29 protein-coding genes and 1 pseudogene are annotated in these 23720 nt (G+C 53.7%); 6 read left to right on the top strand and 24 right to left on the bottom strand.

The window, feature by feature from the left end; genetic code table 11:
* Positions 1-61: 61 nt before the first annotated feature.
* The 5 genes and pseudogenes from ACX4JR_RS09925 to ACX4JR_RS09905 form a co-directional block, all read right to left on the bottom strand.
* Positions 62-1132, bottom strand: a complete 1071-nt coding sequence (locus tag ACX4JR_RS09925; protein WP_476057872.1) for an RNA-guided endonuclease InsQ/TnpB family protein — start codon at positions 1130-1132, stop codon at positions 62-64.
* Positions 1129-1530 carry an IS200/IS605 family transposase gene (gene tnpA / locus ACX4JR_RS09920; protein ID WP_476057873.1) on the bottom strand — a complete coding sequence of 134 codons (402 nt, stop codon included), beginning with the start codon at positions 1528-1530 and terminating at the stop codon, positions 1129-1131. The genes ACX4JR_RS09925 and tnpA (ACX4JR_RS09920) overlap by 4 nt, the downstream gene beginning before the upstream one ends.
* A gap of 968 nt (positions 1531-2498) precedes the next feature.
* Positions 2499-2762: pseudogene (locus ACX4JR_RS09915) on the bottom strand (hypothetical protein); the annotation flags it as partial.
* 62 nt (positions 2763-2824) lie between these two features.
* The gene (locus ACX4JR_RS09910; RefSeq protein WP_476057911.1) at positions 2825-3781 is read right to left on the bottom strand and encodes an LAPAL motif-containing putative phage structural protein; all 957 of its coding nucleotides are present in this window, start codon (positions 3779-3781) and stop codon (positions 2825-2827) included.
* Positions 3782-3923: 142 nt separating this feature from the next.
* A complete protein-coding gene (locus ACX4JR_RS09905; protein ID WP_476057910.1) occupies positions 3924-4988 on the bottom strand; it encodes a M23 family metallopeptidase in 1065 nt (354 codons plus the stop codon).
* A gap of 112 nt (positions 4989-5100) precedes the next feature.
* Between ACX4JR_RS09905 and ACX4JR_RS09900 the strand changes: the two genes are divergently transcribed.
* Positions 5101-5388, top strand: a complete 288-nt coding sequence (locus ACX4JR_RS09900) for a nucleotidyltransferase family protein (protein WP_476057909.1) — start codon at positions 5101-5103, stop codon at positions 5386-5388.
* Positions 5389-5414: 26 nt separating this feature from the next.
* Positions 5415-5732, top strand: a complete 318-nt coding sequence (locus ACX4JR_RS09895) for a HepT-like ribonuclease domain-containing protein (protein WP_476057908.1) — start codon at positions 5415-5417, stop codon at positions 5730-5732.
* Positions 5733-6203: 471 nt separating this feature from the next.
* Here ACX4JR_RS09895 and ACX4JR_RS09890 read toward each other — a convergent pair whose 3' ends face one another.
* Complete coding sequence (locus ACX4JR_RS09890) at positions 6204-8069, bottom strand: VirB4 family type IV secretion system protein (RefSeq protein WP_476057907.1); 1866 nt, start codon at positions 8067-8069, stop codon at positions 6204-6206.
* A 78-nt stretch (positions 8070-8147) separates the two neighbouring features.
* Here ACX4JR_RS09890 and ACX4JR_RS09885 point away from each other — a divergent pair, with 78 nt between their 5' ends.
* On the top strand, positions 8148-8423 hold the full coding sequence (locus ACX4JR_RS09885) for a YlcI/YnfO family protein (RefSeq protein ID WP_476057906.1): 276 nt from the start codon (positions 8148-8150) through the stop codon (positions 8421-8423).
* Here the strand turns inward: ACX4JR_RS09885 and ACX4JR_RS09880 are convergent.
* From ACX4JR_RS09880 to ACX4JR_RS09850, 7 genes are all read right to left on the bottom strand, one after another.
* Positions 8415-9932 carry a hypothetical protein gene (locus ACX4JR_RS09880; protein ID WP_476057905.1) on the bottom strand — a complete coding sequence of 506 codons (1518 nt, stop codon included), beginning with the start codon at positions 9930-9932 and terminating at the stop codon, positions 8415-8417. The genes ACX4JR_RS09885 and ACX4JR_RS09880 overlap by 9 nt on opposite strands.
* 112 nt (positions 9933-10044) lie before the next feature.
* On the bottom strand, positions 10045-11826 hold the full coding sequence (locus ACX4JR_RS09875; protein ID WP_476057904.1) for a hypothetical protein: 1782 nt from the start codon (positions 11824-11826) through the stop codon (positions 10045-10047).
* A 1-nt stretch (position 11827) separates the two neighbouring features.
* Positions 11828-12253 (bottom strand): hypothetical protein, encoded by a 426-nt coding sequence (locus ACX4JR_RS09870; RefSeq protein ID WP_476057903.1) that lies wholly within the window; start codon positions 12251-12253, stop codon positions 11828-11830.
* An 85-nt stretch (positions 12254-12338) separates the two neighbouring features.
* A complete protein-coding gene (locus ACX4JR_RS09865; RefSeq protein WP_476057902.1) occupies positions 12339-12878 on the bottom strand; it encodes a metal-dependent hydrolase in 540 nt (179 codons plus the stop codon).
* A gap of 61 nt (positions 12879-12939) precedes the next feature.
* Positions 12940-13323: a PH domain-containing protein gene (locus tag ACX4JR_RS09860; RefSeq protein ID WP_476057901.1), complete on the bottom strand. Its 384-nt coding sequence runs from the start codon at positions 13321-13323 to the stop codon at positions 12940-12942.
* A gap of 82 nt (positions 13324-13405) precedes the next feature.
* A complete protein-coding gene (locus ACX4JR_RS09855; protein ID WP_476057900.1) occupies positions 13406-13810 on the bottom strand; it encodes a hypothetical protein in 405 nt (134 codons plus the stop codon).
* Positions 13794-15098: a ParB/RepB/Spo0J family partition protein gene (locus tag ACX4JR_RS09850; RefSeq protein WP_476057899.1), complete on the bottom strand. Its 1305-nt coding sequence runs from the start codon at positions 15096-15098 to the stop codon at positions 13794-13796. Before ACX4JR_RS09850 ends, ACX4JR_RS09855 begins: the two co-directional genes overlap by 17 nt.
* Before the next feature lie 276 nt (positions 15099-15374).
* Between ACX4JR_RS09850 and ACX4JR_RS09845 the strand changes: the two genes are divergently transcribed.
* Both ACX4JR_RS09845 and vapC read left to right on the top strand, forming a co-directional pair.
* Positions 15375-15578 carry a type II toxin-antitoxin system VapB family antitoxin gene (locus ACX4JR_RS09845; RefSeq protein WP_476057898.1) on the top strand — a complete coding sequence of 68 codons (204 nt, stop codon included), beginning with the start codon at positions 15375-15377 and terminating at the stop codon, positions 15576-15578.
* Positions 15571-15984, top strand: coding sequence for a type II toxin-antitoxin system VapC family toxin (gene vapC, locus ACX4JR_RS09840; RefSeq protein WP_476057897.1), 414 nt, complete (start codon positions 15571-15573; stop codon positions 15982-15984). The genes ACX4JR_RS09845 and vapC overlap by 8 nt, the downstream gene beginning before the upstream one ends.
* A gap of 69 nt (positions 15985-16053) precedes the next feature.
* Here the strand turns inward: vapC and ACX4JR_RS09835 are convergent, their stop codons facing one another.
* The 8 genes from ACX4JR_RS09835 to ACX4JR_RS09800 form a co-directional block, all read right to left on the bottom strand.
* Positions 16054-16413, bottom strand: coding sequence for a hypothetical protein (locus ACX4JR_RS09835; protein ID WP_476057896.1), 360 nt, complete (start codon positions 16411-16413; stop codon positions 16054-16056).
* A gap of 21 nt (positions 16414-16434) precedes the next feature.
* The gene (locus tag ACX4JR_RS09830) at positions 16435-17574 is read right to left on the bottom strand and encodes a ParM/StbA family protein (protein WP_476057895.1); all 1140 of its coding nucleotides are present in this window, start codon (positions 17572-17574) and stop codon (positions 16435-16437) included.
* A gap of 140 nt (positions 17575-17714) precedes the next feature.
* On the bottom strand, positions 17715-18251 hold the full coding sequence (locus ACX4JR_RS09825; protein ID WP_476057894.1) for a hypothetical protein: 537 nt from the start codon (positions 18249-18251) through the stop codon (positions 17715-17717).
* A complete protein-coding gene (locus tag ACX4JR_RS09820; RefSeq protein WP_476057893.1) occupies positions 18215-18574 on the bottom strand; it encodes a hypothetical protein in 360 nt (119 codons plus the stop codon). Before ACX4JR_RS09820 ends, ACX4JR_RS09825 begins: the two co-directional genes overlap by 37 nt.
* Positions 18564-18839 carry a DUF2325 domain-containing protein gene (locus ACX4JR_RS09815; protein ID WP_476057892.1) on the bottom strand — a complete coding sequence of 92 codons (276 nt, stop codon included), beginning with the start codon at positions 18837-18839 and terminating at the stop codon, positions 18564-18566. The genes ACX4JR_RS09820 and ACX4JR_RS09815 overlap by 11 nt, the downstream gene beginning before the upstream one ends.
* A gap of 397 nt (positions 18840-19236) precedes the next feature.
* Positions 19237-20307 carry an RNA-guided endonuclease InsQ/TnpB family protein gene (locus tag ACX4JR_RS09810; protein WP_476057872.1) on the bottom strand — a complete coding sequence of 357 codons (1071 nt, stop codon included), beginning with the start codon at positions 20305-20307 and terminating at the stop codon, positions 19237-19239.
* Positions 20304-20705, bottom strand: coding sequence for an IS200/IS605 family transposase (tnpA, locus tag ACX4JR_RS09805; RefSeq protein ID WP_476057873.1), 402 nt, complete (start codon positions 20703-20705; stop codon positions 20304-20306). The genes ACX4JR_RS09810 and tnpA (ACX4JR_RS09805) overlap by 4 nt, the downstream gene beginning before the upstream one ends.
* 222 nt (positions 20706-20927) lie before the next feature.
* Positions 20928-21284, bottom strand: a complete 357-nt coding sequence (locus ACX4JR_RS09800) for a hypothetical protein (RefSeq protein ID WP_476057891.1) — start codon at positions 21282-21284, stop codon at positions 20928-20930.
* A gap of 325 nt (positions 21285-21609) precedes the next feature.
* Here ACX4JR_RS09800 and ACX4JR_RS09795 point away from each other — a divergent pair, with 325 nt between their 5' ends.
* Positions 21610-22764 carry an NUDIX hydrolase gene (locus tag ACX4JR_RS09795; RefSeq protein WP_476057890.1) on the top strand — a complete coding sequence of 385 codons (1155 nt, stop codon included), beginning with the start codon at positions 21610-21612 and terminating at the stop codon, positions 22762-22764.
* On the opposite strand, the gene ACX4JR_RS09790 is transcribed toward ACX4JR_RS09795, so the two are convergent.
* From ACX4JR_RS09790 to ACX4JR_RS09780, 3 genes are all read right to left on the bottom strand, one after another.
* Positions 22710-22916: a hypothetical protein gene (locus ACX4JR_RS09790; RefSeq protein WP_476057889.1), complete on the bottom strand. Its 207-nt coding sequence runs from the start codon at positions 22914-22916 to the stop codon at positions 22710-22712. The two genes, ACX4JR_RS09795 and ACX4JR_RS09790, sit on opposite strands and share 55 nt — an antisense overlap.
* Positions 22917-23320: 404 nt before the next feature.
* Positions 23321-23557: a hypothetical protein gene (locus tag ACX4JR_RS09785; RefSeq protein WP_476057888.1), complete on the bottom strand. Its 237-nt coding sequence runs from the start codon at positions 23555-23557 to the stop codon at positions 23321-23323.
* A complete protein-coding gene (locus ACX4JR_RS09780; protein ID WP_476057887.1) occupies positions 23532-23708 on the bottom strand; it encodes a hypothetical protein in 177 nt (58 codons plus the stop codon). Before ACX4JR_RS09780 ends, ACX4JR_RS09785 begins: the two co-directional genes overlap by 26 nt.
* Between the last annotated feature and the right edge of the window lie 12 nt (positions 23709-23720).

Genomic DNA, 23720 nt, shown 5'->3' with positions numbered 1-23720 from the left:
CTTACGCAATCTCCGCAGGCGTGAGTTCGGGTGCTTCCAGCCCTACTGAAGCAATGAAAACTTAACCTGCTCTTTGCAGTATCACCATTGCCGAAACCACATCTCGGTCAGCAATCAGGCCGCATACTGGGCACTTATGCACCCGGACGCTCAGGTCCTTGGGTACATGAGCACCGCACACGCAGGTCTGGGACGTACCACCGGGCGGGACTTTTACAAATGTCTTACCGTATTTTAAGCACTTGTATTCCAGGTAGTCCACAAACTTGCCCCAACCGGCATCGGCAATGCTCTTGCTTAAATGGCGATTTTTAATCATGTTCTTAACAGCTAAGTCTTCCACGGCAATTAAATCATATTTTTTGACTATGTCGTAGGAAGTCTTGTGCAGGAAGTCTCTGCGCTGGTTAGCAATTTTATCGTGCAGCCTGGTCACTTTAGCTTTAACCTTCCCTCGGTTGTTTGAACCTTTCTTCTTGCGGGAAAGCCGCCTTTGCAACCGGGCCAGTTTCTTCTCGGATTTGCGAAAGTATTTGGGGTTGTCGATTTTACTGCCGTCGGAAAGCGCGGCAAAGGTTAATAACCCAACGTCAATACCAACTTTGTTTATAATTTCTACTGCCTCGGTTTCTTGAATTTCCGAGGTAAGATTAACGTACCACTTGCCGTTGTGGTATTTAATATTGATCCGGCTGACCTTTGCCGGATCAAATGCAAAGTGCGCTTTCATTTTAACGTACCCTATCTTCGGTAAGTAAATATAGCCCGACTTTTTAAAATGGTTCTGCTTATCCGCTTGTGGGTAGGTGAAAGAACGATAATGATAACGGTCTTTATAGTGGGGATACCCGGCCAGCCCCTTGAAAAATCGGTCAAACGCACTATCCAACCTTTGCAGGCAGTCCTGTAATACCTGGGCGTTAACTTGTTTATATTCCGGCAATTCTTTTTTTAACGCCGGCAGTTCATTTTTTTGTGAAGTGCAGGAAGGCGATTTACCTCTTTGCCGGTAGCAGATTTCCCTTTGTTTCAGGGCTGCGTTATACAGCTTGCGGCAAAGGGTGAGAGTTTGGAATAACTTCTGCTCCTGCTCTTTGGTCGGTTTAATGCGGAACCGGTGGACGATTATCATCTCTTCTCACCCTGAGACTCGATGTATTTTTTAATTACTTCAGTCGGTGCTCCCCCGGTGGTTAAGAGACAAAAACTACGGGACCAGAAATACTCTTTCCAGAGATATTTCCTGATTTCCGGAAACTCTTTCTTAACTAGCCGGGATGAGGCACTTTTAAAGGCGTTGATATATTTGGACAAGGCGCTGTTGGGATGGGCACTAAAAAGTATGTGTACGTGATCATGGTCGTGGTTGAATTCCAAAAATGTAATGTTGTAGTTTGGTGCGATATATTCGCCGATTTCCCTGATCCGTTCCGCAATTTGTTTGTTGATCACTTTTCGGCGGTACTTGACTACCAGGACAAGATGATAAGTTAACTTAAACACTGAATGGTAATTGCTATCCAGTTTCATAATTATATCAACACTTTCATTAATTAGTTACTGATTATATTATACAGTAACTTTTAGCAAACAACAAACAAATTGCCAGGCTTTATAGCCTGGCCGCCCATTCACTACCCGCCTGTAGAGGCGGGTGTCCTCTGGGCGGATTTCGATAGAACAACCAAAGCCATTGAATATCTAAATGACATGATTTTTTTGATAAAAATGTTCTTATGTAATCTATTAGTCATTTTACCTCAACTCCTTAAACTCAGTTTTCTTTCAGGGCCAGTACGGTACCCAGGCCTCTCATAACCCAGAATTTTCAGACTCTTTATCCTTATCCACATTCAAAATCTTCGCAGGCTTCTTTATCGCAATCAATCCCGCCGATAGTCCGAAACCAGCCGCGGATGCCGCGCCACTCCGCGGTTGCCTGCTGGAAACCAAGCGCGTCTCCCGCCGAGGCCGGAGAATATGTGGAGGATTTTGAATTCTTCAGTCATTTCATGCCTCCCATTAACAAGGTTTTATAAAAAACCCTCTGGGGCTTCTGCTACCCTTATTAACTGCTATTGCCTCTGTACTGAAGCCATGGCAATCCGGCGGCCGACACCCTGAAGTCCAGCCACCTTTTTCGCGTTTTCCTCCGCCATTTGAAATCAGTTCCGCTAAACTTTTTGTATATATCTCGGCACCACCCATATTCCCGTCGCGCTCAATTCTCACGCATCCAATCTACTCAACAGCAACGCCCGGAGGATTACCTCCCCCACCGTCCTGGCGGAAGGCAGCGGGACGGCGTTACCAATACGCTCCCTCCACCTGGAATCCGCCCTGCCCGCCAGGGTAAGCGGGCATCCGTATACGAGCCCGACCGCGGTTTGCAGCCCAGGCGGTAATCAGCTACGGATATTGCGCCGACCTGAAAATCAGGAATACCGTAATATAGGGGTGCCGGTCATAAAATCTTATCACCTCTGTCGAGCACTCCTTCATCGCAGTACCGAGTGCATAAATCCTGCAAACGCGTCCGCGCCCTTTGATGCGGCCTTTGCCAGAACCGGCCAGAGGGTGTCGGAGATCTCCTTGAGCAGTGCCACTACTTCCGGCCCGTAGCGGAGAACCGACGCCACCAGGAGGACAGTGCCGGCCAGGCTGAGCCACTGTTTTACCGCGGCGGTAGCATGCTTGGAGACCACAACAACTATCATAGCAACTCCTAAAATAAAAAAAACCTGATCCCAGGACAGCATTGGAAAATGAGCTCCTTTCGAGTATTTTTACCCTGAAAATAAAAAAACCGGCTATTTTGCCGGATTTATAATGGAAGCTGTAACTGTTGATAAGTTTGACCGGGTATATGGTTAAAAAATTTTATTACCTTATATTTTTTGTTAACATAGGTATTAACCTCAGAATCAAAAACTTTTGTTACCTCAAGATCAACAATAAGAATATCTCCATTAGAAAAACTTAACTCTCTAGCACTTACTTTATTCCAAAATTCTTCATCCTCTATATAGGCAGAAATTTTATTTCCTTCATATATGAAATCCCACTTTCTATTTCTCTGAAAGACCACCTTAACAACTGTTAGCTTGACTTTTTCTTTAACTTCTTTTTTTTCTTTGCTTTCAGTAATTTCGTTATCATTAGCTAGTCCATAGAACTCTTCTCTGTTAGCACAGAAAGTACTACCTTTATTTGTTTCGATGTTAAAACCCTCTATTTCTGGATTTTCAGACAAGCCTTCAAACATTTTTTCCAGATGGAAATTTGCTTTTAAATTTTTACAATATATCTGATATACATTTTGAGTAACAACTATTTTGGCACCACCTTTTTCAACTGTAACTTTTTCATTTTCAGTCTCTATATTATCTGGTTTCTTGCCTTTTAAGAAGCGTTTAAGATTTAAAACACCTAGGGTTGTATCAATAACCTTATGAATGGAATCGATTACTTCTTTTTCATTTATCAAAAAATCAAACAATCCTTTAATTACTCCTTTTACTGCTTCTAAAACAACAATAAAACTTCCTTTTTCTGTTGCCTCAATTTTTAGCTTTATTTCGCTTTCTGAAATTAGTTCTTTAGATACTGCGTTAATTAGTTCAGAGAAGTGTAAAAGCGAAACAACTAACGTATTAACATCTATTTGATATAACTGGCCCTCATATTTTATACGCAGACTAACTTTGTTCTTCATAAACGCTCTCCAGAGAAAGCTTCTTAAAACAATCTTTTTTGAAAAGATTTTATCACTGGTAATCATTTCCCTCAACACCTTCTATTCGACAAATTCTCCTTAGTTTCGATAAAAGAAAAACCCTTTCCCACGGGAAAACTTCAGCTGAAAAAGAAAAAAGACCGTTAGGTGTAGGGAGGAAGTCACTCTCAACCAAAAAACCTGAAAACTACATCTCCTTCTGCAGCGCTTCGAAAAAATACGTCACCCCCCGCCACCAATTTGGGTCCGTGGCATACATGCCGTTCGGATTATCACGGGAATTCAGCCAATATATGGGGTGGACGTCCCCCGGCCTGCCCCGGCTTAGCTTCACCACTGTCCGGGCGGCGATTTTTGCCGACTCATAAAGGCCCGGGGAATAATTCTGCCAGGAGCCGTAGACATTGAACGGGTTGCCGAGCACCGCCGCCGGGCTCCCCTCCGGGACGAAACCCTGCTCCTGGCCGGTAATGGCCACGAGCAGTAGCGGGTTAACCCCTACTTCCCGGCCGGCCTTGATTATTTCATCCACGCGGCCGGCCAGCATGGATTTTTTGCCCCTGAGCCACGCGGCGAGCTTCCCGGCGTCCACGTCCCGGTACGCGAGGTCTCCCGGGAGGACGCTCCCTTGGAGCAATGGCAGCGGGTCAACCCACCTGCCGCCCGCCACAACCCCGAAGTGGAGGTGCGGCCCGGTGCTCCTGCCGGTGCTCCCCACGAAGCCGATCACCTGGCCGGCGGAAACGGTTTCACCGTCTGAGACGTGGTAGCCCGAAAGGTGTGCGTAGTAGTACGTCCTCCCGTCCTCCCCGTAGAGCCAGAGCTCCAGGCCGCCGTGGGCACTGGAGGAGAGGCGGACCCTGCCCGCCGCGATGGCCAGCACCGGGGTGCCCTCCGGGCAGGCCAGGTCAATTCCCATGTGCACGTGGTCCCCGCGGTCTTCCCCGAACTTCCCGGTCAGCGTCCACCTCCCGGCCACGGGGGCGAGTCCCAGGCCGATACCGCCGTCGAAGTAGCCGTATTCCCCGGAGTAGTAGAAGTCGCGCATCAGGCACGCGAAGGGAACTATTAGGGCGAAAAACATCAGGAGTATGATAACAATGACAATGGGGCCTAAGGTGGCGAAGAGCCACTGTATTACACCGTGTGTTGCTTTCTTTACTGTTGCATTTACAGCGATCTTGCCCGCTTCCTTTGCAGAAATGTTTGGAGACGATACAGCCGGCAAAACATATTTGTCATACAACTTCATCACCAAACTTTTCTGTAGTTCGATTTCGCTTTCTGAGCAAAAAAGAAATTTGTGATTGAATGTTGTGGAAGAACAACCAGGGATTGGGTATAATAGTACAGAGGTGAAAAATATGGATATTGAAAAAATTAAGGAAATTGCCGTACCAATACTTCAGCGACACGGTGTTAAAAAAGCCGCTATTTTTGGCTCCTATGCAAGGGGAGAGCAGACTGATAACAGTGATATTGACATTCTGATTGAATATGCCCCTAACGCAAGGAAATCCCTTTTTGTTCGAGCCAGAATTGCACATGAACTGAAACAGGCTCTTAATAGAGAGGTTGATGTTGTTACCGAAAAATCACTATCGAAGTTTTTTAGAGATGACGTTTTACGCGAGATGAAGGTGATCATGTGAACGGAAAAAGCGACACAATTAGGTTGATGCACATCTTAGAGCACGCCAGGGCAATCCCCCGCTGGCTTTCGGGAGTCAAGAAAGAAGACTTTTTCAACAACGATCAACTCCAGGCAGCTATCATCAGACAGCTTGAGGTCATTGGTGAAGCCGCAAAGCATATCTCTAGTTCACTTAAGGAAAAATACCCGCAAGTGCCTTGGAAAGAAATGGCCGGTATGAGGAATATATTGATTCATGAATATTTCGGTGTTGACTTAGAGGAAATCTGGATTACCAGTACAGAAGACGTCCCCAAGCTGATTGAACAAATATCAAACATTTTATCGGAGATAGATAATTGATCCGCCCCAAGCCGCAATACTTTAATTGCTTGATGGGGCGGGTCAATTTTTATCTTTTTTTTAAAACTTCCCGTTTTGTACTAATCCATTAACCGGTTAATCAGGTAATATATACAACTTTGCGGCGGCACAAGAAGAACAGCCGTTTTATACCAGTTTCTTCCTTAACAGGTGCCGGCGCGGCGAAACAAGGATATTTTTTTAAAGAGCGCAAGGCCCCCGTTTTAAAGGGGGCCTTGCGCCCCTTTAAAGTCTTTTAAGTCTTTAAAGTCTTTAAGGGACCGGGAGGCCTTGGTGCTGTAGGGCTGAGAGGGTGCGAATGTGGCTATTGGTGAGCACGTTTGTGGCTATTGGTGAGCACGTTTGTGGCTATTGGTGAGCACGTTTGTGGCTATAGGTGAGCAGGTTTGTGGCTATTGGTGAGCACCCCCCGGGCTATTGGTGAGCACCGGAACAGCTGTTCTTAGGAATTTACCTTTTGCCAAGCCCTCTCGTTTTATACAGTGCCAGCTCTTCCTCTGGCAAACTCAGTTTCAGGACATCAAAGCCTTTATCCAGCGCCCTGAAGACGAACCTGTGCGTCCGCTTCAGGCCCCTTATGGTGTCCAGCACCGGGCCGGGTAGTTCGGCGTTTTCTTCAACCGCCTTCATGTCCGCGTCCTCCAGCCAGAAGAGGACCTTGTATGCCGAGTTGCTCCAGAGCCCGGACCCGCCCTCGGTGCCGCCCTCCGCGTGCGCCCAGAGCACCGACGGCTTGTTGGTGGCCAGGACCAGGAGGCCGTTCCACTTCCGGATGGTCGTGGCCAGGGTGTTCACGAACCGGCTGGCGTTGGGGTCCAGGAGGAGGCGCTGGCCCTCGTCGCAAAACACCGCCGACCACCGGTTGCCCCGGATTCTGTTGCGGCGCACGGCGTCCCACACGGAAGTCAGGGCCAGGGACATTTTGACCGCCGCCGTGTGCTCCTCTAATTCGTTGTTCACTGTCTGGGCTACGTGGAAGACCACCAGGGGCGAGCCGCCGAAGTCCACGTCGTCCGACACGGCGAACATCCGGCTCTGAGCGCCCTCGAAAAACCGCCAGAGCTTGTCGGCCAGGGACTCAGCCCCAGGTGCGCCTTCACCCGCTAGCGCCTTCAGTTGGACGTACCAGTCGTGGACCCGCCTCCCGTTCAGGCGCGCCCACGTGCCCTGGTCATCCCGGTTGACCCCGCATTCGTCCCAGAGCCTCATCAGCGCCCGGTCGGCGGCGTTTGCCTCGGCAGGCGACAGTCCCCCGGCCAGGAGGCTCGCCGCGCGCATCACGGCATTGAGTACCCCGTCCAGCCGCGCGGCGTCCTCGTTCGGATCCCCCAGCGGGGGCGGCACCCTCAAGGGGTCAACATACCGCCCGGACGCCAGGGTATGATCTATCCAGAGACCGCCAGCAAAATCGCACAATTTCCGATATTCCCCGTCCACGTCGAACACAAAGACTTGGTAGCCCTCCAGGAGGAGAGAGGCGAGAAGGCTTTTCATGAAGGTGGACTTGCCCTCACCCGATGCCCCCAGGACCACGAAGTTCTTGTTCCCTTCTGGGTCCCGTTCCAGGTCGAGGAAACAAAAAGAGCCGTCCCCCGCGTCGGCGGCCCGGTTCCCTATGTAGATCCCCGTACCGTCGTCAAGGGTGCCGTATACCAGGGGATACAGCGCGGCGGCGCTGTCTTCATCGGCCAGCCGGCCCGGGTGCCTCTTGAAGAACTCCCCATCCGGCACGCCCGCGACCCACCCCGCCCTGAACGCGTCGGTCTGCTCGTAGGGCACCTTCGAGATGGCCAGCCGCGCGCTGCGGCAGCACTTCTCCAACCGCGAGGAAGCCACTTCCAGTGCTTCCAGAGAAGTCGCAGATACCGTAATTGTACACCAAACGTCGAATACCCCGGCGCCGTGGTAAAGGGTCTTTTCCTGGAGCGCCCGGATGGACTCCAGCGCCTTTACTTCTTCCGGCGATGCAACGGACCCGGACTCCGCCGCGCCCTGGACACTACGCTCGAGGCGCCGCACCCGCATGTTGGTAGCCCAGTTCCAGTTCACTTCGGCGGGCCTGAAGTGCAGGGCTATGCGGAGCGAGCAACCTTCGGGAAGCGGCTCACGGACTATGGGGAGTACCCACTCGGGGGAAACCGCCGAGGGCCAGCCGTGCACCAGGTAAGTGCGGTGGTAGACCTCATCTCCCACGACAAGGTAAGTGCGCTTGCGCTCCAGGCCCCCGGCGCGCTCGGCAAGCCAGTCGGCGAGCTTATTAATCGAACCGGTTGGCTTGGAATGGGCTTTGCCGCGCTTCAATCTTGTAAAAAACATAAAATAGCACCTCTTCCGGATTGTTGATGTTTTCATTGCTTTACAGTAACATCTTGGTATAACAGGAGGTGTTATAAAATGAGTAACAACCGAATGGTACACGTCCGGTTTCCAGCCAGTATTATTGCCCAAATGGAAAAAATCCTGAAACATCTCGGGATAAGCCGCAATGAATTCATCGTCCAAGCAGTGGCCGAAAAAATGGCCCGGGAAATACGGGCTCAGGGGTTAAGGGAAACGCGGGGAGTTCTCGGGCCGGAAGACGCGCCGGAATGGGCAGAAACCCCGGCGGCAGAATGGGTCCGGAAGATCCGCAGGGAGGAGAAAGCAGGTTCAAGGACTTTCCTACCGTGACTGTATTGCACCCCGAGAGTATTGCTGGCCGTGGAATGTAACTGTAGTCAACTGGGAAACCTGTACCCCAAATTTCCTCGCCGCCTCCACGAGCCGGCCCTCGCCTCCCGGCACGGCCGCCATCAACTTCCCCGCACGGCCCGGAGGGAAGACCCGGTGTATGACTTCTAAATCTTGCTCGCTGGTAACCACTGCAATGACAGCTTCCGGGATTATCCTTTCCGGGAGAGTACCGGTACCCAGGTTTACCACGGCAGAACCGGCACCCTCCAGAATCTCCCGTAAATTCCCGGAATAGTCGCCAACGCCGAAGAGCCGCCCGGAAAGCGGCCAGAAGCGAAGTCCGCCAGGGAGCGTTATGCCCCCGCTGTCCGGGTTAAACCGCCAGTCGAAGCGGCCGGCGGTGTCTTCCCCGATGCCCGCTTCCCCGGCCAGGAACCCCTGCGGGTCGGCGTCCACCAGCGGGAGCCCTTCCCTCTCTGCCACTTTCAAAGCTGTCCTGGCCGCCTCTTTTCTTCCTGCTTCCGACATCGCGGCCACTGCGATGACTTTCACCTGAACTTGCGGCGCAGCGGCTTTTTCTTCCACCTGCCCCCGGCCGGCACCGCCCCGGCGGAAGCGCGAAACGAGGCGTTTTTTAATGCTGCCCGCGCTGCCTTTTCTTCCGGAACTACCCGTTGGGGTATCGAGCCAGTCAGTCCCGGTAACCGGCAAAAGCTTCCGCCAGTCCAGGGGGTGGACCTGCCTTGCGGCCAGGTCGCATACCGATTCCGCACCCAGGACGCGCACCCTGGCTCCCGAGCGCTCAAGTTCCGCGGCAAAGCCGGAAACCAGGTCGGCGACGGCCCGCCGGGCCAGCACCTCCCGCTCCGCTTCGTCCCTGGGCTTCCTGGGTAGAGAGGCGTCGTACGGCCTCCACTTAATGCGGATGGAAGCCTCCGGCCTGGGCCGCACCGATGTGCGAAAGTGCGCCAGCCTCGCCTCGGCCAGTTTTCTGAGGCCGGAGTCTTCCGGGAAGGATCGATGCCACCGCGCCTCCTGCCGGTCCCACTCCGCCCTGGGGAGGTCGGCGTCCACGTCCAGGTACACGGTCACCTCGGCCCCAGCCATGCTCACCCTCGTGAGCGCCGACCCGAAGGCCGCCACGGCGGACATCTGGTCCCCTTCCGTCATCACTTCCCACGGTATTGGAATTATGGAGAGTACTGTTCCCTTGGACCCGTCGTCGAAATTTAGTATAAAAGAATCCTCCACAGTCGATGCCGATACTAAGGACTGAAAACTTCTCTGTCCTCCCCGTGCGTCCGGGAGCCGCAGGGCTGGCTCCTTCCTGTAGGCGCGGAACTTCTTCCACAGCACGTCGACCTGCGCCGCAAGGAAAAAGAACAGCGCCAGAGGGGGCACCACAAGGATCAGGAACCGCGGCAGTACCGGGAATCCCGGCGGGAGGTATACAAAGAGAAGGAATCCGGCGAACAGCCCCAGCGCCGGGATCCAGAGAAGTCCCACGCGCACGCCGAGAACGGATATGTCCTGTCTCACATCAGCGGGGAAAAATACGGGCTGCAAACGGTATCACTCCTCGCTTCTAAAAGTAAGAAAACCCGGCTTTTCTTTGTTTTTACTGCCCCCACCGCCCCATGTTCACGCCGTTATCCGGGGGCACCGGGACGTGGACGGGCACACCGTCCTGGATGACGACGTAACCGCTGCCGTCCGTCCAGTAGGGGATCCGTTTTTTGAACGCCTTCCTCAGCACGTCCACAGCTCTGGAGCTGTAGCCGTAAGCCACGAGCACAGAGTCCGTAACGTTGGGGTCCAGGCGAACTGCGGACCCCGGGACACCGGATTTTTTCAGGACGTTCGCCGCCTTCTGCGCCTCACCAGCCGGGACCTTGACCACCGACCACTTCACGCCGCCTTCTTCAAACGACCTTCCTTCCACACGCACCACCTCCACGGACTGGATCTTCTCCGGTACGGGGGCGAGACGGTCCAGTGCCCTCCCGAGGACGCCGCCTTGTACCCGCTCCAGTTTGCCGAGGGCACCCTTTCCGGCAGGGCTCCGCCTGAGCAACTCCTCCCCCCGGCTGCGGAGTCTCCCGGCGTATTCCCCGAGCTTGATGCCCGCCGCGCCGATGCCCGGGTTGTGCATGGTTTTGGAGACGAGGCCCAGCATGCGGCTAGCGCCCGAGGCCAGGGAAGCCGCCGAGAGGAGAACGCCGCCCCCGCCGAGCATCACGGGGTCCCTGACGGCCGCCCACGCAGGCGCGGCCCAGTACCTCCACGTCACGTAGATCAGGACTGCCAGGACGACCATCTCGATGAAGGTGGCCTTGACCCCGAAGTACGCCGCCGTAGGGAGCGCCAGCGGGCCGGAGGCCGTGGCCCCGCCCTCTTCGGCCAGCCTCACGTTCACGCAGAAGGCCCATGCAGCGGCGTACACCAGCTGGAAGAACACCGTCCGGGCCGCCAGCGACCACCAGCCCACCAGTGTTTCTATCTTCGATGTGAGCGACGCGCCCACGAAGTAGAGCGGCGCGGCGACGGCCAGCGCGCACAGGAGGAAGAAGCGCGCCAGGGCGAAAAACGCCAGGACGAAAACTTCGAGCATGACCACGAGGAGTATGAAAAGCCCCCCGGGCACCAGCATCTGGTAGAGCACGGGTGGGTTCTTCAGCGTGGCGTCCGAGGAGAACATCAGGCCCAGTATCAGGGCGCCGTCGTCCCTGCCGTTGAGGTTGATCTGCTTGCCCATGGTTGCCACCTGGTTCACTACATCGGCCAGGATAGCCCTGTCCATCTTGTTGACCAGCATGACGAGGAAGTCCACCGCGTAGAGGGAGACAAGCGACGATACCAGGGCTATGCCCACCACCTTCAGCGGCTTCCACATGTCCTTCCCGGGGTCCGCGCTTGCCGTGAATACCCTTATCCCGGCCCAAACCGTGGCCGCGAATAAGAGCCCGAAAGATATCCAGAACGTCCACGACCACCAGGAGTGAACCCAGGGGTGGGAGTGAAGGTAAGGGGTGTAGAGGAACACGGTTCCGAAGGCGCCTATTACCGGGTCTATGGTCTTCTGAAGCTGCTTGCCGAGCCATTCCACGAATATGTCAAATATATCGCCCCGGAGGATGCGCCCAATATTTTCAACGAATGCTTTGATAGTAGCTATCAATTCCTCGATAGTATCCAGAAGGCCGGAGCTGTCATCTCCGCTGTCGTCTTCATCGCTCCCCCCGCTTCCCCCAGGGGCTTCCGCGGCGAAAGCAACGCAGGGCTCGACACTTCCCCCCTGGGCAACCGCCAGGAGTGAAGCAGGGCAAATAACCGGGAACAGCGCGACCAGGGCGACCGCTGCGGTAATCAGGAGCAACTTGCCGCGGGCAAACATAAACATTCTAACTGCCTCCCAGCGTATTTATCAGCGGCGTCACGATCTTGTCCCAGATGACCTTCACCACGGTGTACCACTGCCCGGTGAGGGCCAGCAATAGGACCATGAAGCATACGCCGAGCGCCGTAAACCGCCCGGACTTGCTCTTCAGGTCGGCCTTCCCGGTAAAAATGTCCCTCAGGTCGTGGAATACGAAGTGGAAGAGTGCCCAGGCGAAGTAGACCCCGGCCACAAGGGCCACCAGCCACGAGATGACTTTGATGAACACCGCCGCCGAGCCGCCGGTAGAGACCACGTTCGGATCTGGTTTGAAGAGGCCAGCAGGCGGGAGATCGCTATTTTTTCCTTCGGCGAACGCCGCCGCGGCGAAACAGAGGTACAAAGGTGTAAAAGCCAAGATGCCCCAAATGTGTTTTAAAAAATGAAACATAACTTAAAACTCCCCCTCAATTTTTTGTCGTTTTTCGTTCCGTTCCACCCGCTCATTTTAATGCCGCGAGAATTCCCCGGATTTATCAACGCGACAAAAGTCCCAAACATTTCGCCACCAGGAACACCGCCCCGAGCCACAGCGCCGGGCGCAAGGCCCACATCTCAATGCGCGAGCCCGTCTCGAAAGTGAACGGCCACGGCAGCACTTTCCTGAGCGACCACCTCTTCCCGAAAGGCCACGTCCACCACACCCCATGGGGGTTGAACGTGTCCAGAATTAAGTGACTCAGGTAACCCGCAAGCGCGGCGGCAAAAAGCGGCGCCGATACCGGCACCGCAAACTTGAGTAAGGCGGCCAGCCCAGCCAGTGCTGCCACACTGTGCGTCGCCGCCCTGTGTCCCAACACAGCCCGCATGGCCGCGCTGGCCACCCCGCCCGCTACGGGCACGGCTTTCCGGAGGACCTGGTTCAAAGCCGCCCGGCCGTGGTCGATGTCCGGGAGCACGGCGGCCGCACCCGCCAGGAAGAGCGCCCCGAGCCACGTTTCCGGCGGGGCACCCATGACGAAGAGCACGGCGGCACCCGACAGGACGCCGCCCGCCAGGTGCGTGTCGTAAAGCATAAAAAGCACCTCCAAACAAAAAACCGCGGCACAGTCTCTGCCGCGGCAACGCGGTAAACCATCAGATTCCAAAGTTTTCGGTTTCCCCCGCGAATGCACCGTACACCTCGCGGCCCCTGATCCCCGCTTTCGCGCGGGCGTCCTCCGCCCGGGACTGGATGAGGTCGGCTACCTCATAGGGACGCCGCACGCCCTTCAGCTCCAGCACGGGGTCCGTGGCGTCGGCGCTGTACACCGCAACGGTGCCGAGCCCCATCAGGCGGTCCAGGATCCCCCGGCGCACCTGGACGTCCAGGACGCGGTACAAAAAAAGGCGGTCTTCTCTGACCGTCAACAAGCCCCTGCGGACAAAAAGCACGTCGCTGGCCAGCCGATACCGCTCGAAGAGCACGGGAAGGCCGGCCCAGCGGGCGACGTCGGTCCAGAGTACAGCTGCGGTTTCCAAAATACAGCACCACCTTCTGGTGAAAATTGTTTGCCGTTCCGTTCCGCCCGCGTGCCTTAAAGAAAAGAGGCGGAACGGAACACTACGCAAGCTTCCTGGCCAGGCGGAGGATCCGCTTCCGCGTCCGCTGGCGGAGCCTTTCAAGCAGGGCCTGCTTGGCCGGGTCCGGGCTCACGGCCAGGGCGTCCACGATCTCCTCCACCACGCGGAGAAAACCCTCGATGTTGCCCGCAACCTGGTTTTCCTTGCGCTCGCCGACGAGAAGGAGCTTCTCCGGGTCGCCGCCGCAGAGGTAATAGACGCCGCCTATGGCGTAGACGGCGAAGTTCATGTCCCGCAGGGCGCGGGCCATCCGGTATATCTTTGCCCGCTGGCGCGGCCCGTCGCCCTGGCACAGCAAATGCGCCGCCTCGGAAACCGGAACGCCCTCCGGGTAGCGTTCCTGCAGGAGCACTAGCAAAGCCTCGGCGTTAAGCTTTTTCCGCACCGTATTTTCCCCCTTTCAGCACCGCCAGTTTCGGCGGCTTTTCCTCTAATAAGTCAAAAAGCCCGACCAGCCGGTCAGACAAAAATTCCAGCGAGAGCCGAAACATCGTGTATGCCATCGAGTCCACCGTCTTGCCGGCGACATCCCGGAGGTCTTCCCCGTCGCCCGCATTGTCCCTTGCAAGCGCAGTCAGCACACTGCCGTGGTTTTTGACCAGGCGATCCATGACACCGCCCAGCTCCCTCGCCAGCGAGGACGCCCGCTCCAGTGCTTGGCGCAATTCAGAGCCGTCCTTGAGGCTACGCTTCGGTGCCGCACGCTCCTTCTTCAGCTGGGCCACCATGGCCTCGAACGCTGCCTTCTCCTTTTGCATTTCCTCCAGTTCCCGGCGGTACCGGTCGGCTTCGTCCCGCACCGCCTCTAGTTCTGCCTCTACCGCCGGGTCCGTCTTGTATACCACTTTTTCCACTACCTTTTCCACTGTTTCCGGCTCGCGGGCTTTCAGCTCCTCGTTTTCCCGGCGAAGCCTCTCGACATCGGCCTTCAAGCGTTCCGCCTCGACGGAACCTTTTTGAGCGAGAGCCGCTGCCTTCTCGACCTCGGACAACTTTCTCGCCAGTTCTTCAACCTTCTTACGCTCGGCTTCCAGAGCCCTTCTCAATTCTTTTGCTTTGGCCACGGAAAGACCGCAAACACCCGCTTCGCCCAGGACTTCTAATAATTTTTCCTGGCCTTCCGGCGGCAGGAACGCCAGTGAATAGGCCGCCGTCTGACCCAGTTTGCCCCGGGAAACCAGTTCCTGCAGAGGCGGGATCAGGTCATTGAGCTTGAGGAGTTTCTTAAGGTTTTCCCGGGTTTCACCCACAGTTTCGGCTACATCATCGAGCGTTTTAAAAACTGGGGAATTTTTACCCAGTTTTTCAGGCCGTCCTTCCCGTATTCCCCAGTACCTTTTAAGAAATTCAGCCCTCCTAGCCTTCTTTACCGGGTCCTGACACACCCGCCGCTCCTCGTTATCTGCTACCAAAAGGTACTCCAGATACTCCGGATCACCGTCGACTATTTCCACCGGGATATGATTCAAACCCAGTTCTCTTGCAACCCGTAACCGCACATGCCCGGCTATAACTGTATAATCCGGAGCCACCTTCAGTGGGTCGCGGATGCCATTGGCCGCAATACTGCGCCTCAGTGTCTCGTATTCTTCGGGTGTCGGCTCCGAAAAATACTTCTCGTTATCCGGATTGGGCTTAAGCAGTTCTATGGGAACCAGCATTTTGTCCGGCATGCTAAATACCCCCTTATTGAGAAGATCGGATGGTCGCATTAAAAAACCCTGTTCTTCTTCCTCTTTTTGCCTGGCAGATTACGATGCTTATCATCTCGATTACTGTGATTTTGTACTTCTTCTTGGTATGCAGAAATATTTTGCTTTTTTGCCCCCACCGGGGAGGAACACGTCTGGCTTTACCGAACCAGAACGCACGCCGGGCCCCGACACTGGGACCTGGCTGTCTTTACAAATTAAATACATCTGTTAAAATTAACTATGAGGTGATTGACCATGAAAACAACTTTGTATGTCAACCGGAAACTTTTACGCGAAGCCATGGATCTGGCGGGCCTGAAGGGAATTACCGAAACCATCGAAGCGGCCCTCACGGAATTCGTCCGCCGCAAACGCCTGGAAAAACTCGCGGCAAGCCTGGGCAAGGTCGACCTGGCGCTGAATGATTCCGTTCTCGAGGAGTTCCGCCGGGATGAATGAGCGGTTTTTGGTCGACACCTCAATCTGGATCGAAGCCCTGCGCCCCGGAGGACAGCAAGAAATCGTCAGCTGGTTGAAGGAAGCGCTGCTCCGGGAAGCCGTGGTCCTCGCCCCGCCCGTAAAAACGGAAATTCTCCTGGGTGCCAGAAACGAAAAACAATTTGCCGAGCTGAACGAAATGCTGAACGCATTGCCTCTGCTCGAAGGCGAGCACGCGGTTTGGGAATGCGCCGCCTCCCTCGGCTTCCGCCTGCGGCGGCAGGGCCTGGTGATTCCCCTGGTCGATCTTCTCATCGTTTCCTGGGCGCTTCACCATTCCTGTACTCTCGTCCACCGCGACAGGCATTTCGACCTGATCGCGGGCGAATTTCCGGAACAAAAATTTCTAAGTTTCATGAAACATTAAAGATGGGCTTCGGTGCCGTTCCGTTCCGCCCGCGCGCCTTAAAGAAAAACGGCGGAACGGAACGAAAGATCAGAGTACGAATTCCGAAAAAGCGTCGTCAATCAACCGCTCCTCGCCGTCATCCCCGGGCCCGCGCTCCCCGGGCGGTCCCGTCCCGCCCCGGACCAGTTCCAACAGCGAATCCAGCTTCTGCATGCAGGGCTCCCCGAAGCGGGCGTACCAGGTCACCGCCCGGGCCACGTAGCCGGGCCGGTCTTCCTGGGCATCCAGCACTTCCGCCACGTCCGAGGAGACCCTGAATTTTATACGGTAGGACTTTTTTTCGGCTTTCAGCGTGCCACACCTCCAACACAGGCCGTCCCTGCTGCGCAAGACAGAAAAAGCCTTTCGCGTGCCACACCCCGCGCGGGCCGTGCCCGCCCGTGGCACGGATCACGCGACAAAAAGGTTTTAATCCCCGCCGTTACCGGCTTTTCCCCGTGCCACGGCGACCAGGCCCTTCGCCAGGAACCCGGCGGCGTTTGCAAATTGGGAATCGGGCAGCACCTCGCAGGGAGCCAGGCGCGACATGGCACCCTGGATCAGGTGGGCACCGCCGCCCGCCAGGAACACCACTTCCAGGCGCTTCAGGCAGTCGCTCCACCGCCGGGCCACGCGGGAGGCCACCAGTTCGGCCAGCTGTGCGGATTTCACTGCGGCCATCCCCGGCACGTCGAACTTCCTCCGGTCGAACGTCAGGGGGATCCCCTTGATCACGGCCTCCTCCACCCACTCCGGGTTGGGGGCCATACCTACTTCGCGCTTTATTTCGTCCTGCACGGCTACGACCACGTCGTTGGTGCCCGCCGGGATGGTGTCGGCGTACCCCTCCAGCGGCTTCTTCGCCCCCGCGTCATAGAGGATCACATCCGAAGTCTTGAACCCGATATCAATCAACCCGACCACACCCGACGGCCGCAGGCCGCCCCGGACGAGGTGCCCGTACAGCGCCCCGACCGCCTGGGGGAACATGATGACCCTCTCGAACACGATTTTGACCGGCCTCCCGTTCAGCCGGATTTCTGTTCCGGAAAGTCCTTCCAGCGACCGCTTCAGCCCCGGAGCCTGCTTGAAGAACGGTTCCAGCGGCAGGCCCGTCACCAGGGTCACCGGCTCGCCCTTGCACAGGGCGCCCACGGCGGCCAGGAGCAGCGGCTTGATTTCCCTTGCGGTGCTCCTCTCGTCCGAAAACGGCCTGGCGGCGTCCCTCGCCTGCGCCAGGGCCAGGTGACCAACGAAGTAGTGCTCCGGCGTATCGCCGAGAACCACCAGGTCGTAGTCGTCAGCCTTGGAAGCACCGTCGTACACCAACTCCGCCATCTGGCGCAAAAAACCCACGCCTGTTACGGAGGGGAAGAGGATGCGTTCTCCAGCCTCGCTCAGGCCTTTGCAGTATCCGTAACCCAGATCAATACCAACAATCACGTATTCCGCCCCTTTCCCTAGAGTCTTTTGTTTGAATTCGCTTGCTTCAAGAAAAGAAAACCGGGGATTCCGGACTGAAGCTGCCGAATCCCCGGTTCCGTACCTCACCCCGCCTAGCCACGCCATGCCTCATCCTCCGCCAACTGCCTTATCACGCCGTTCACCAAAAAAACACTACCGCGAACACCGACAGAGCACTACCCCTGACTGCTCTCACGAGAAATTTCCCAGCGAAAAAGTGGTACATTATGAAGAACAACAATACATTATCCAGGAGGATCGTTGCGAACGCGGCCACATCGAGAAAATCCAGAAATTGATACGTCAGGTACGCCACAACTGGTCAACACCTCATGAAATGCTTGCGCCTGCCTGACAGCATTAACGACCTCTTCCAGGTTGACACAGAAGAATACGCCGCCCAGCAGGGCAAACAGCGGTACGGCCAGCGAGAAAATACAGGCGGCAGCACGCACCGGGTTCCTCTCGACCAGCGCTTCGCAAAACTCCGTCAGACCCTCTAAAAATGCCGGCACCAATGCCGGCAGGCACAGGACCATAGTCACCAATGCCCAAATTGACGCCGCACGCGGATTGCCGCCGGAACGAAACCAGCCGACAGTACCAGAAAATATCATCGCCGATAGGATACCGCCAGCCGTAAGCATCAGCCTTTCAAACCACTCTCTCCATTTCTGGAAACTGCAGGCCAGCCCGTAAACCGCAGCCACACCAAAAACACCGAGCCAGAACAGCATCTCGAAAGTCACGGTATCACATTCCTCATCCTGTTGGCCGCGCACCTCACCCGGTGGATAGCACTCTCCAGAACTTGGGCTGCCTCTTCGTAACTGAATTTCGCGCCCGCCGTCAATCTTCCGGCTTCGACCAGCGCCCCCGGGATACCCTCTATGGGCGCCCGTAGCCTGGCACGGTCCGGATTCAAAGCGGAGAGGGAGGGCTCTTCAACCTTTTCGGAACCACACCTTAGCGACCTCCTTACGGTGTCCACCCCCTCCCACATAACGGGCGTCAGCCTGATTTCGGCACCGGTATCCTGCACCAGTTCAAGGGCGCCTAAAAAGGCATGTGCCGCCTTTTCGAGTTCGCAGTTGTCACACCGCATTTTGCAGCACCTCCAGTTCTGAAAGCCCCCGCCTGAGCCAGATCACCTTTACTCCGGCCTTTCGGACCAGCTCTCTAACCCGGTGCATCAAGGAATGGTTAACAAAGCTCGTGTAAACCACTACCAAGTCCGTACCCCTCGGGAGGCTTTCGGGCAGCTTCTTCCGGCGTCCGTTCCAGTGGACAATTTCCCGGACGCCGTACTTCTGCTTCAACACCGCCGGAGCCGTCCCCAGGCGGTCGGCTCCCACGATGAGACATCGCATTAAAAATCACTCCCTTCTTAAAACCAGGGGGCCGGGTTTTCCGGCCCCCTGGCGATATATTTCCTGCGATTGAACTGTCCAGCCACAGAGACGATATTGTTACTCGGCCCCCGGAAAACCGCCCGACAGCCGCGCCGCCCTCCCCGGGCGGAAAGCCGAGACCTCAAACAAAAAAGCCCGCGAAAATGCGGGCCGCAAAAACCGGGAGGTACGCCAGCCACCTCTGTCCCTCCCAAGTGAAGGAATTGTATTGTCGGTGTAGAAGTGAAGCCTCTCCCGCCTACGCTTCGCTGAGAGGCGGGAGCTTCCTGGTTCATCGACCGCAGCCGCATGGGTCTTACGCAATCTCCGCAGGCGTGAGTTCGGGTGCTTCCAGCCCTACTGAAGCAATGAAAACTTAACCTGCTCTTTGCAGTATCACCATTGCCGAAACCACATCTCGGTCAGCAATCAGGCCGCATACTGGGCACTTATGCACCCGGACGCTCAGGTCCTTGGGTACATGAGCACCGCACACGCAGGTCTGGGACGTACCACCGGGCGGGACTTTTACAAATGTCTTACCGTATTTTAAGCACTTGTATTCCAGGTAGTCCACAAACTTGCCCCAACCGGCATCGGCAATGCTCTTGCTTAAATGGCGATTTTTAATCATGTTCTTAACAGCTAAGTCTTCCACGGCAATTAAATCATATTTTTTGACTATGTCGTAGGAAGTCTTGTGCAGGAAGTCTCTGCGCTGGTTAGCAATTTTATCGTGCAGCCTGGTCACTTTAGCTTTAACCTTCCCTCGGTTGTTTGAACCTTTCTTCTTGCGGGAAAGCCGCCTTTGCAACCGGGCCAGTTTCTTCTCGGATTTGCGAAAGTATTTGGGGTTGTCGATTTTACTGCCGTCGGAAAGCGCGGCAAAGGTTAATAACCCAACGTCAATACCAACTTTGTTTATAATTTCTACTGCCTCGGTTTCTTGAATTTCCGAGGTAAGATTAACGTACCACTTGCCGTTGTGGTATTTAATATTGATCCGGCTGACCTTTGCCGGATCAAATGCAAAGTGCGCTTTCATTTTAACGTACCCTATCTTCGGTAAGTAAATATAGCCCGACTTTTTAAAATGGTTCTGCTTATCCGCTTGTGGGTAGGTGAAAGAACGATAATGATAACGGTCTTTATAGTGGGGATACCCGGCCAGCCCCTTGAAAAATCGGTCAAACGCACTATCCAACCTTTGCAGGCAGTCCTGTAATACCTGGGCGTTAACTTGTTTATATTCCGGCAATTCTTTTTTTAACGCCGGCAGTTCATTTTTTTGTGAAGTGCAGGAAGGCGATTTACCTCTTTGCCGGTAGCAGATTTCCCTTTGTTTCAGGGCTGCGTTATACAGCTTGCGGCAAAGGGTGAGAGTTTGGAATAACTTCTGCTCCTGCTCTTTGGTCGGTTTAATGCGGAACCGGTGGACGATTATCATCTCTTCTCACCCTGAGACTCGATGTATTTTTTAATTACTTCAGTCGGTGCTCCCCCGGTGGTTAAGAGACAAAAACTACGGGACCAGAAATACTCTTTCCAGAGATATTTCCTGATTTCCGGAAACTCTTTCTTAACTAGCCGGGATGAGGCACTTTTAAAGGCGTTGATATATTTGGACAAGGCGCTGTTGGGATGGGCACTAAAAAGTATGTGTACGTGATCATGGTCGTGGTTGAATTCCAAAAATGTAATGTTGTAGTTTGGTGCGATATATTCGCCGATTTCCCTGATCCGTTCCGCAATTTGTTTGTTGATCACTTTTCGGCGGTACTTGACTACCAGGACAAGATGATAAGTTAACTTAAACACTGAATGGTAATTGCTATCCAGTTTCATAATTATATCAACACTTTCATTAATTAGTTACTGATTATATTATACAGTAACTTTTAGCAAACAACAAACAAATTGCCAGGCTTTATAGCCTGGCCGCCCATTCACTACCCGCCTGTAGAGGCGGGTGTCCTCTGGGCGGATTTCGATAGACCGAGTTACAATTTCTTTTAAAATGAAACATTATTTTCGTCTACTACTTTGGTTGAGCACAGGTCGTGGATTTTACGGTGAATACGTTTTTCTAAAAGCACGGAAGTCTATCACAAGCTGAACTCTTATTTTTTTAAATCTAAAAACGTATTGACAAAGAAGTAACAGATTCCATGCAATAACGCCTATGATGTAATGTTTTACAGGTTCACAACAGTGCAATATTAACTTAGAATCTGCCTTACTGAATTGACTAACATTTACTTTCGCTGGATAGACAATCGTTACTATAGATTTTACCAAAGCAAATAAGTTCTCTATACATTGTTCTACTGTCTGTCCATAACCTCTTATCTCATTCCCAGTTTCCAAACAAAAAGCTTCCCATATTTCGCCTCTATTTATAGCAATCACCCTAAATTTTACCAATATGAATCACCCCAGTAGGATCAAGTTTTTCCTAAAATTAGCAAGAATCCCATATCATCTCGGCCCCCGGAATAAACCGCTCACCAGCTGCGCCGCCCTCCCCGGGCGGAAAGCCGAGACCTCAAACAAAAAAGCCCGCGAAAATGCGGGCCGCAAAAACCGGGAGGTACGCCGGCCACCTCTGTCCCTCCCAAGTGAAGGAATTGTACGGTCGATGTAGAAATAGACATGGACTTGATTTTCTAGTTCCTGACCTAACAACCATCCTTTTTTCCAAGAACGGGGGCTTTGTCATCCAGGCAATCAAAGTAAGGAGAAGAAAAAAATGACGGTAAGCGAATTCATTTGGGGAACACTGACCAGCGTTGTCGGAAACGTACTAACGGTATCCCTCGGTGCGCTGATTATAATCGTTAGTTCGGCAATTACCAGTAAAATCAATAAAATGAAAAACAAAAAACCTTATTTTAAACTCGTTGTAACAGATCCCGCGATAACCAAACTGTTTGAATCGGAAAAAGAAACAAAAATTACAGCCCGTTTCCACCGTGAATCCCGATTCACGAATATTTTACCGGAATGGGAAGTGGAGTTTCTGGTTAAATATTACGACAGGTTAACCGGATCCCACTCCTACAACGGCAGGTGTATAAGGCTTGACGGCTACAAAACAGAAAACGGAATTCTAGTTATCGACTTATCCGAAGTCAGCTTTTTTGACCTGCTTTCCACCAATATTACTTTTTTCCCGGGCAACGTAAGGTACAACTTCTGGAATTCTTTACTATTAGCACCATACGCAATAAAATATCTCAGCATCATGTCTGAATACAAAAACAAGGTTCTCGGAAGCAGGGCTATCGAAAATTTTACGGATGTTTTGTCCAATAATAGGTTGGCCAATGTTCTTGCCGTGAGTACCAATATCCTGGACAAGCAAGGAAAAGCCCTAATTGTAAAAAGATCTTCAAGACTATCCATTTCCGGAAACATTTACACTGTAGCTTCTACTGGTACCGTCCTGAACGTTGATTTACCGGGAAGAGAAGGTAACGTTCTCACGAGAGCCGCCGCTCGAGAGATAAAAGAAGAAATAGGAATGGAAGTGTATCCTGGACAAATACGTTTCGTGAACTTGGTTCTCACGAAACAAAAATACCAGCCCATAGCAATCACTGAATGTTACGTAGAAGACATTAACCAAGCCATAGCTTTTGCTGCCCAGGCCAAAGACTTTCGGCTGGAAGTCAAAGAACTGCATGTGCTGGATCTTAAAAACATCTCCACGTTTTTCGCTGTAATCACAACATTGGAGTTCTCGCCCGCTTCAGCTTATTCTCTGGAACTCGCGTTCAGACAACTGCACAACCTGAGCCAGGATGAGTTCAACCATCTCAGGGGAAAACATAGAAGGCCGTTTTTAAATCAAAGACTCTCCTCCGATTGGAAAAAGCGGTCAAAGGTTATAACCACTTCGTAGAGTTTCGGGAAAATTTCCAGTAATTCGTCCAACCTCCGCTCATGCTGTGCAATCTCTAAACATTCCACTGCAAGGGCGAATATTTTTTTAGGGTCTTCACTTTCAGCACAAGCAAGGGCCTCCTGCAATTCTCGCACTTTTTCTTGGAACATATAACATCGCTCCTATGGTTCTTTGTGAAAAAATATATTCCCGCGAGGTCTTTGCAATTCCAACCGGGAACTGATCACCCGACAGCTGCATCGCCCTCTCCGGGCGGCCCCGACAGGTGAAGCAAGACGCTGGGTTAAACGCATGTTTGTCCCTCTGTCAGCAGTAACTAGATGTTTCTTTCATACCCAAGAATTTTCGGATCACCTCACGAAAGATCGACTACCTCGAACGTGTGCACATCGAACAGCTTCTCTTCACTAAACCCGCACCGCTTCAGCGCCACCTCCATGTACTCGCGTTTCAAATCGATATCCTGCGCCAAAAGGCGTGCGCCGCTCTTTCAAGTTCACAACCACCATCACCCTGCACTGCTCAGCATCTCCCTTCGGTCTGTTATCGACTACTACCACACCGGTACGTAGACCAATCCCCGCGGACAGTGCAACAATCTGGTCTTCGAGTACGAAACCTCGAAATTCCCGTCCGCCGCTGTCCGCAGGGTCAGGGCCCGCGCCTTCAGGCTACGCACACAGCCGAAAACAACCTTCCCGGCCCGCACAGCCCGCACCACGTCCCAGTGGAAGCCGTGCTTTTCTTCATAGGTCTTCGTGGGATTATTCTCCCATTTGCGTCTCCGCAAAGGCCATATTACGTACTCCGGCCAGAAAAACGTAAGCATCTCCTCCGGCGGAAAAAGGCACGCCGCACCGTTCGCGTGTGATTTCGGCAGACCCAACCCTTCCCGTCACTCCTTTAGTAGCTTTACCGAAGCTCTCATTGCGTTTAAACAAAAACAAAGCGGC

The sequence above is a fragment of the Desulfofundulus sp. JL263-se genome, assembly GCF_056316025.1.
Note: the sequence above shows the minus strand (reverse complement) of the source record. Positions and strands in the feature narration are given on the sequence as shown.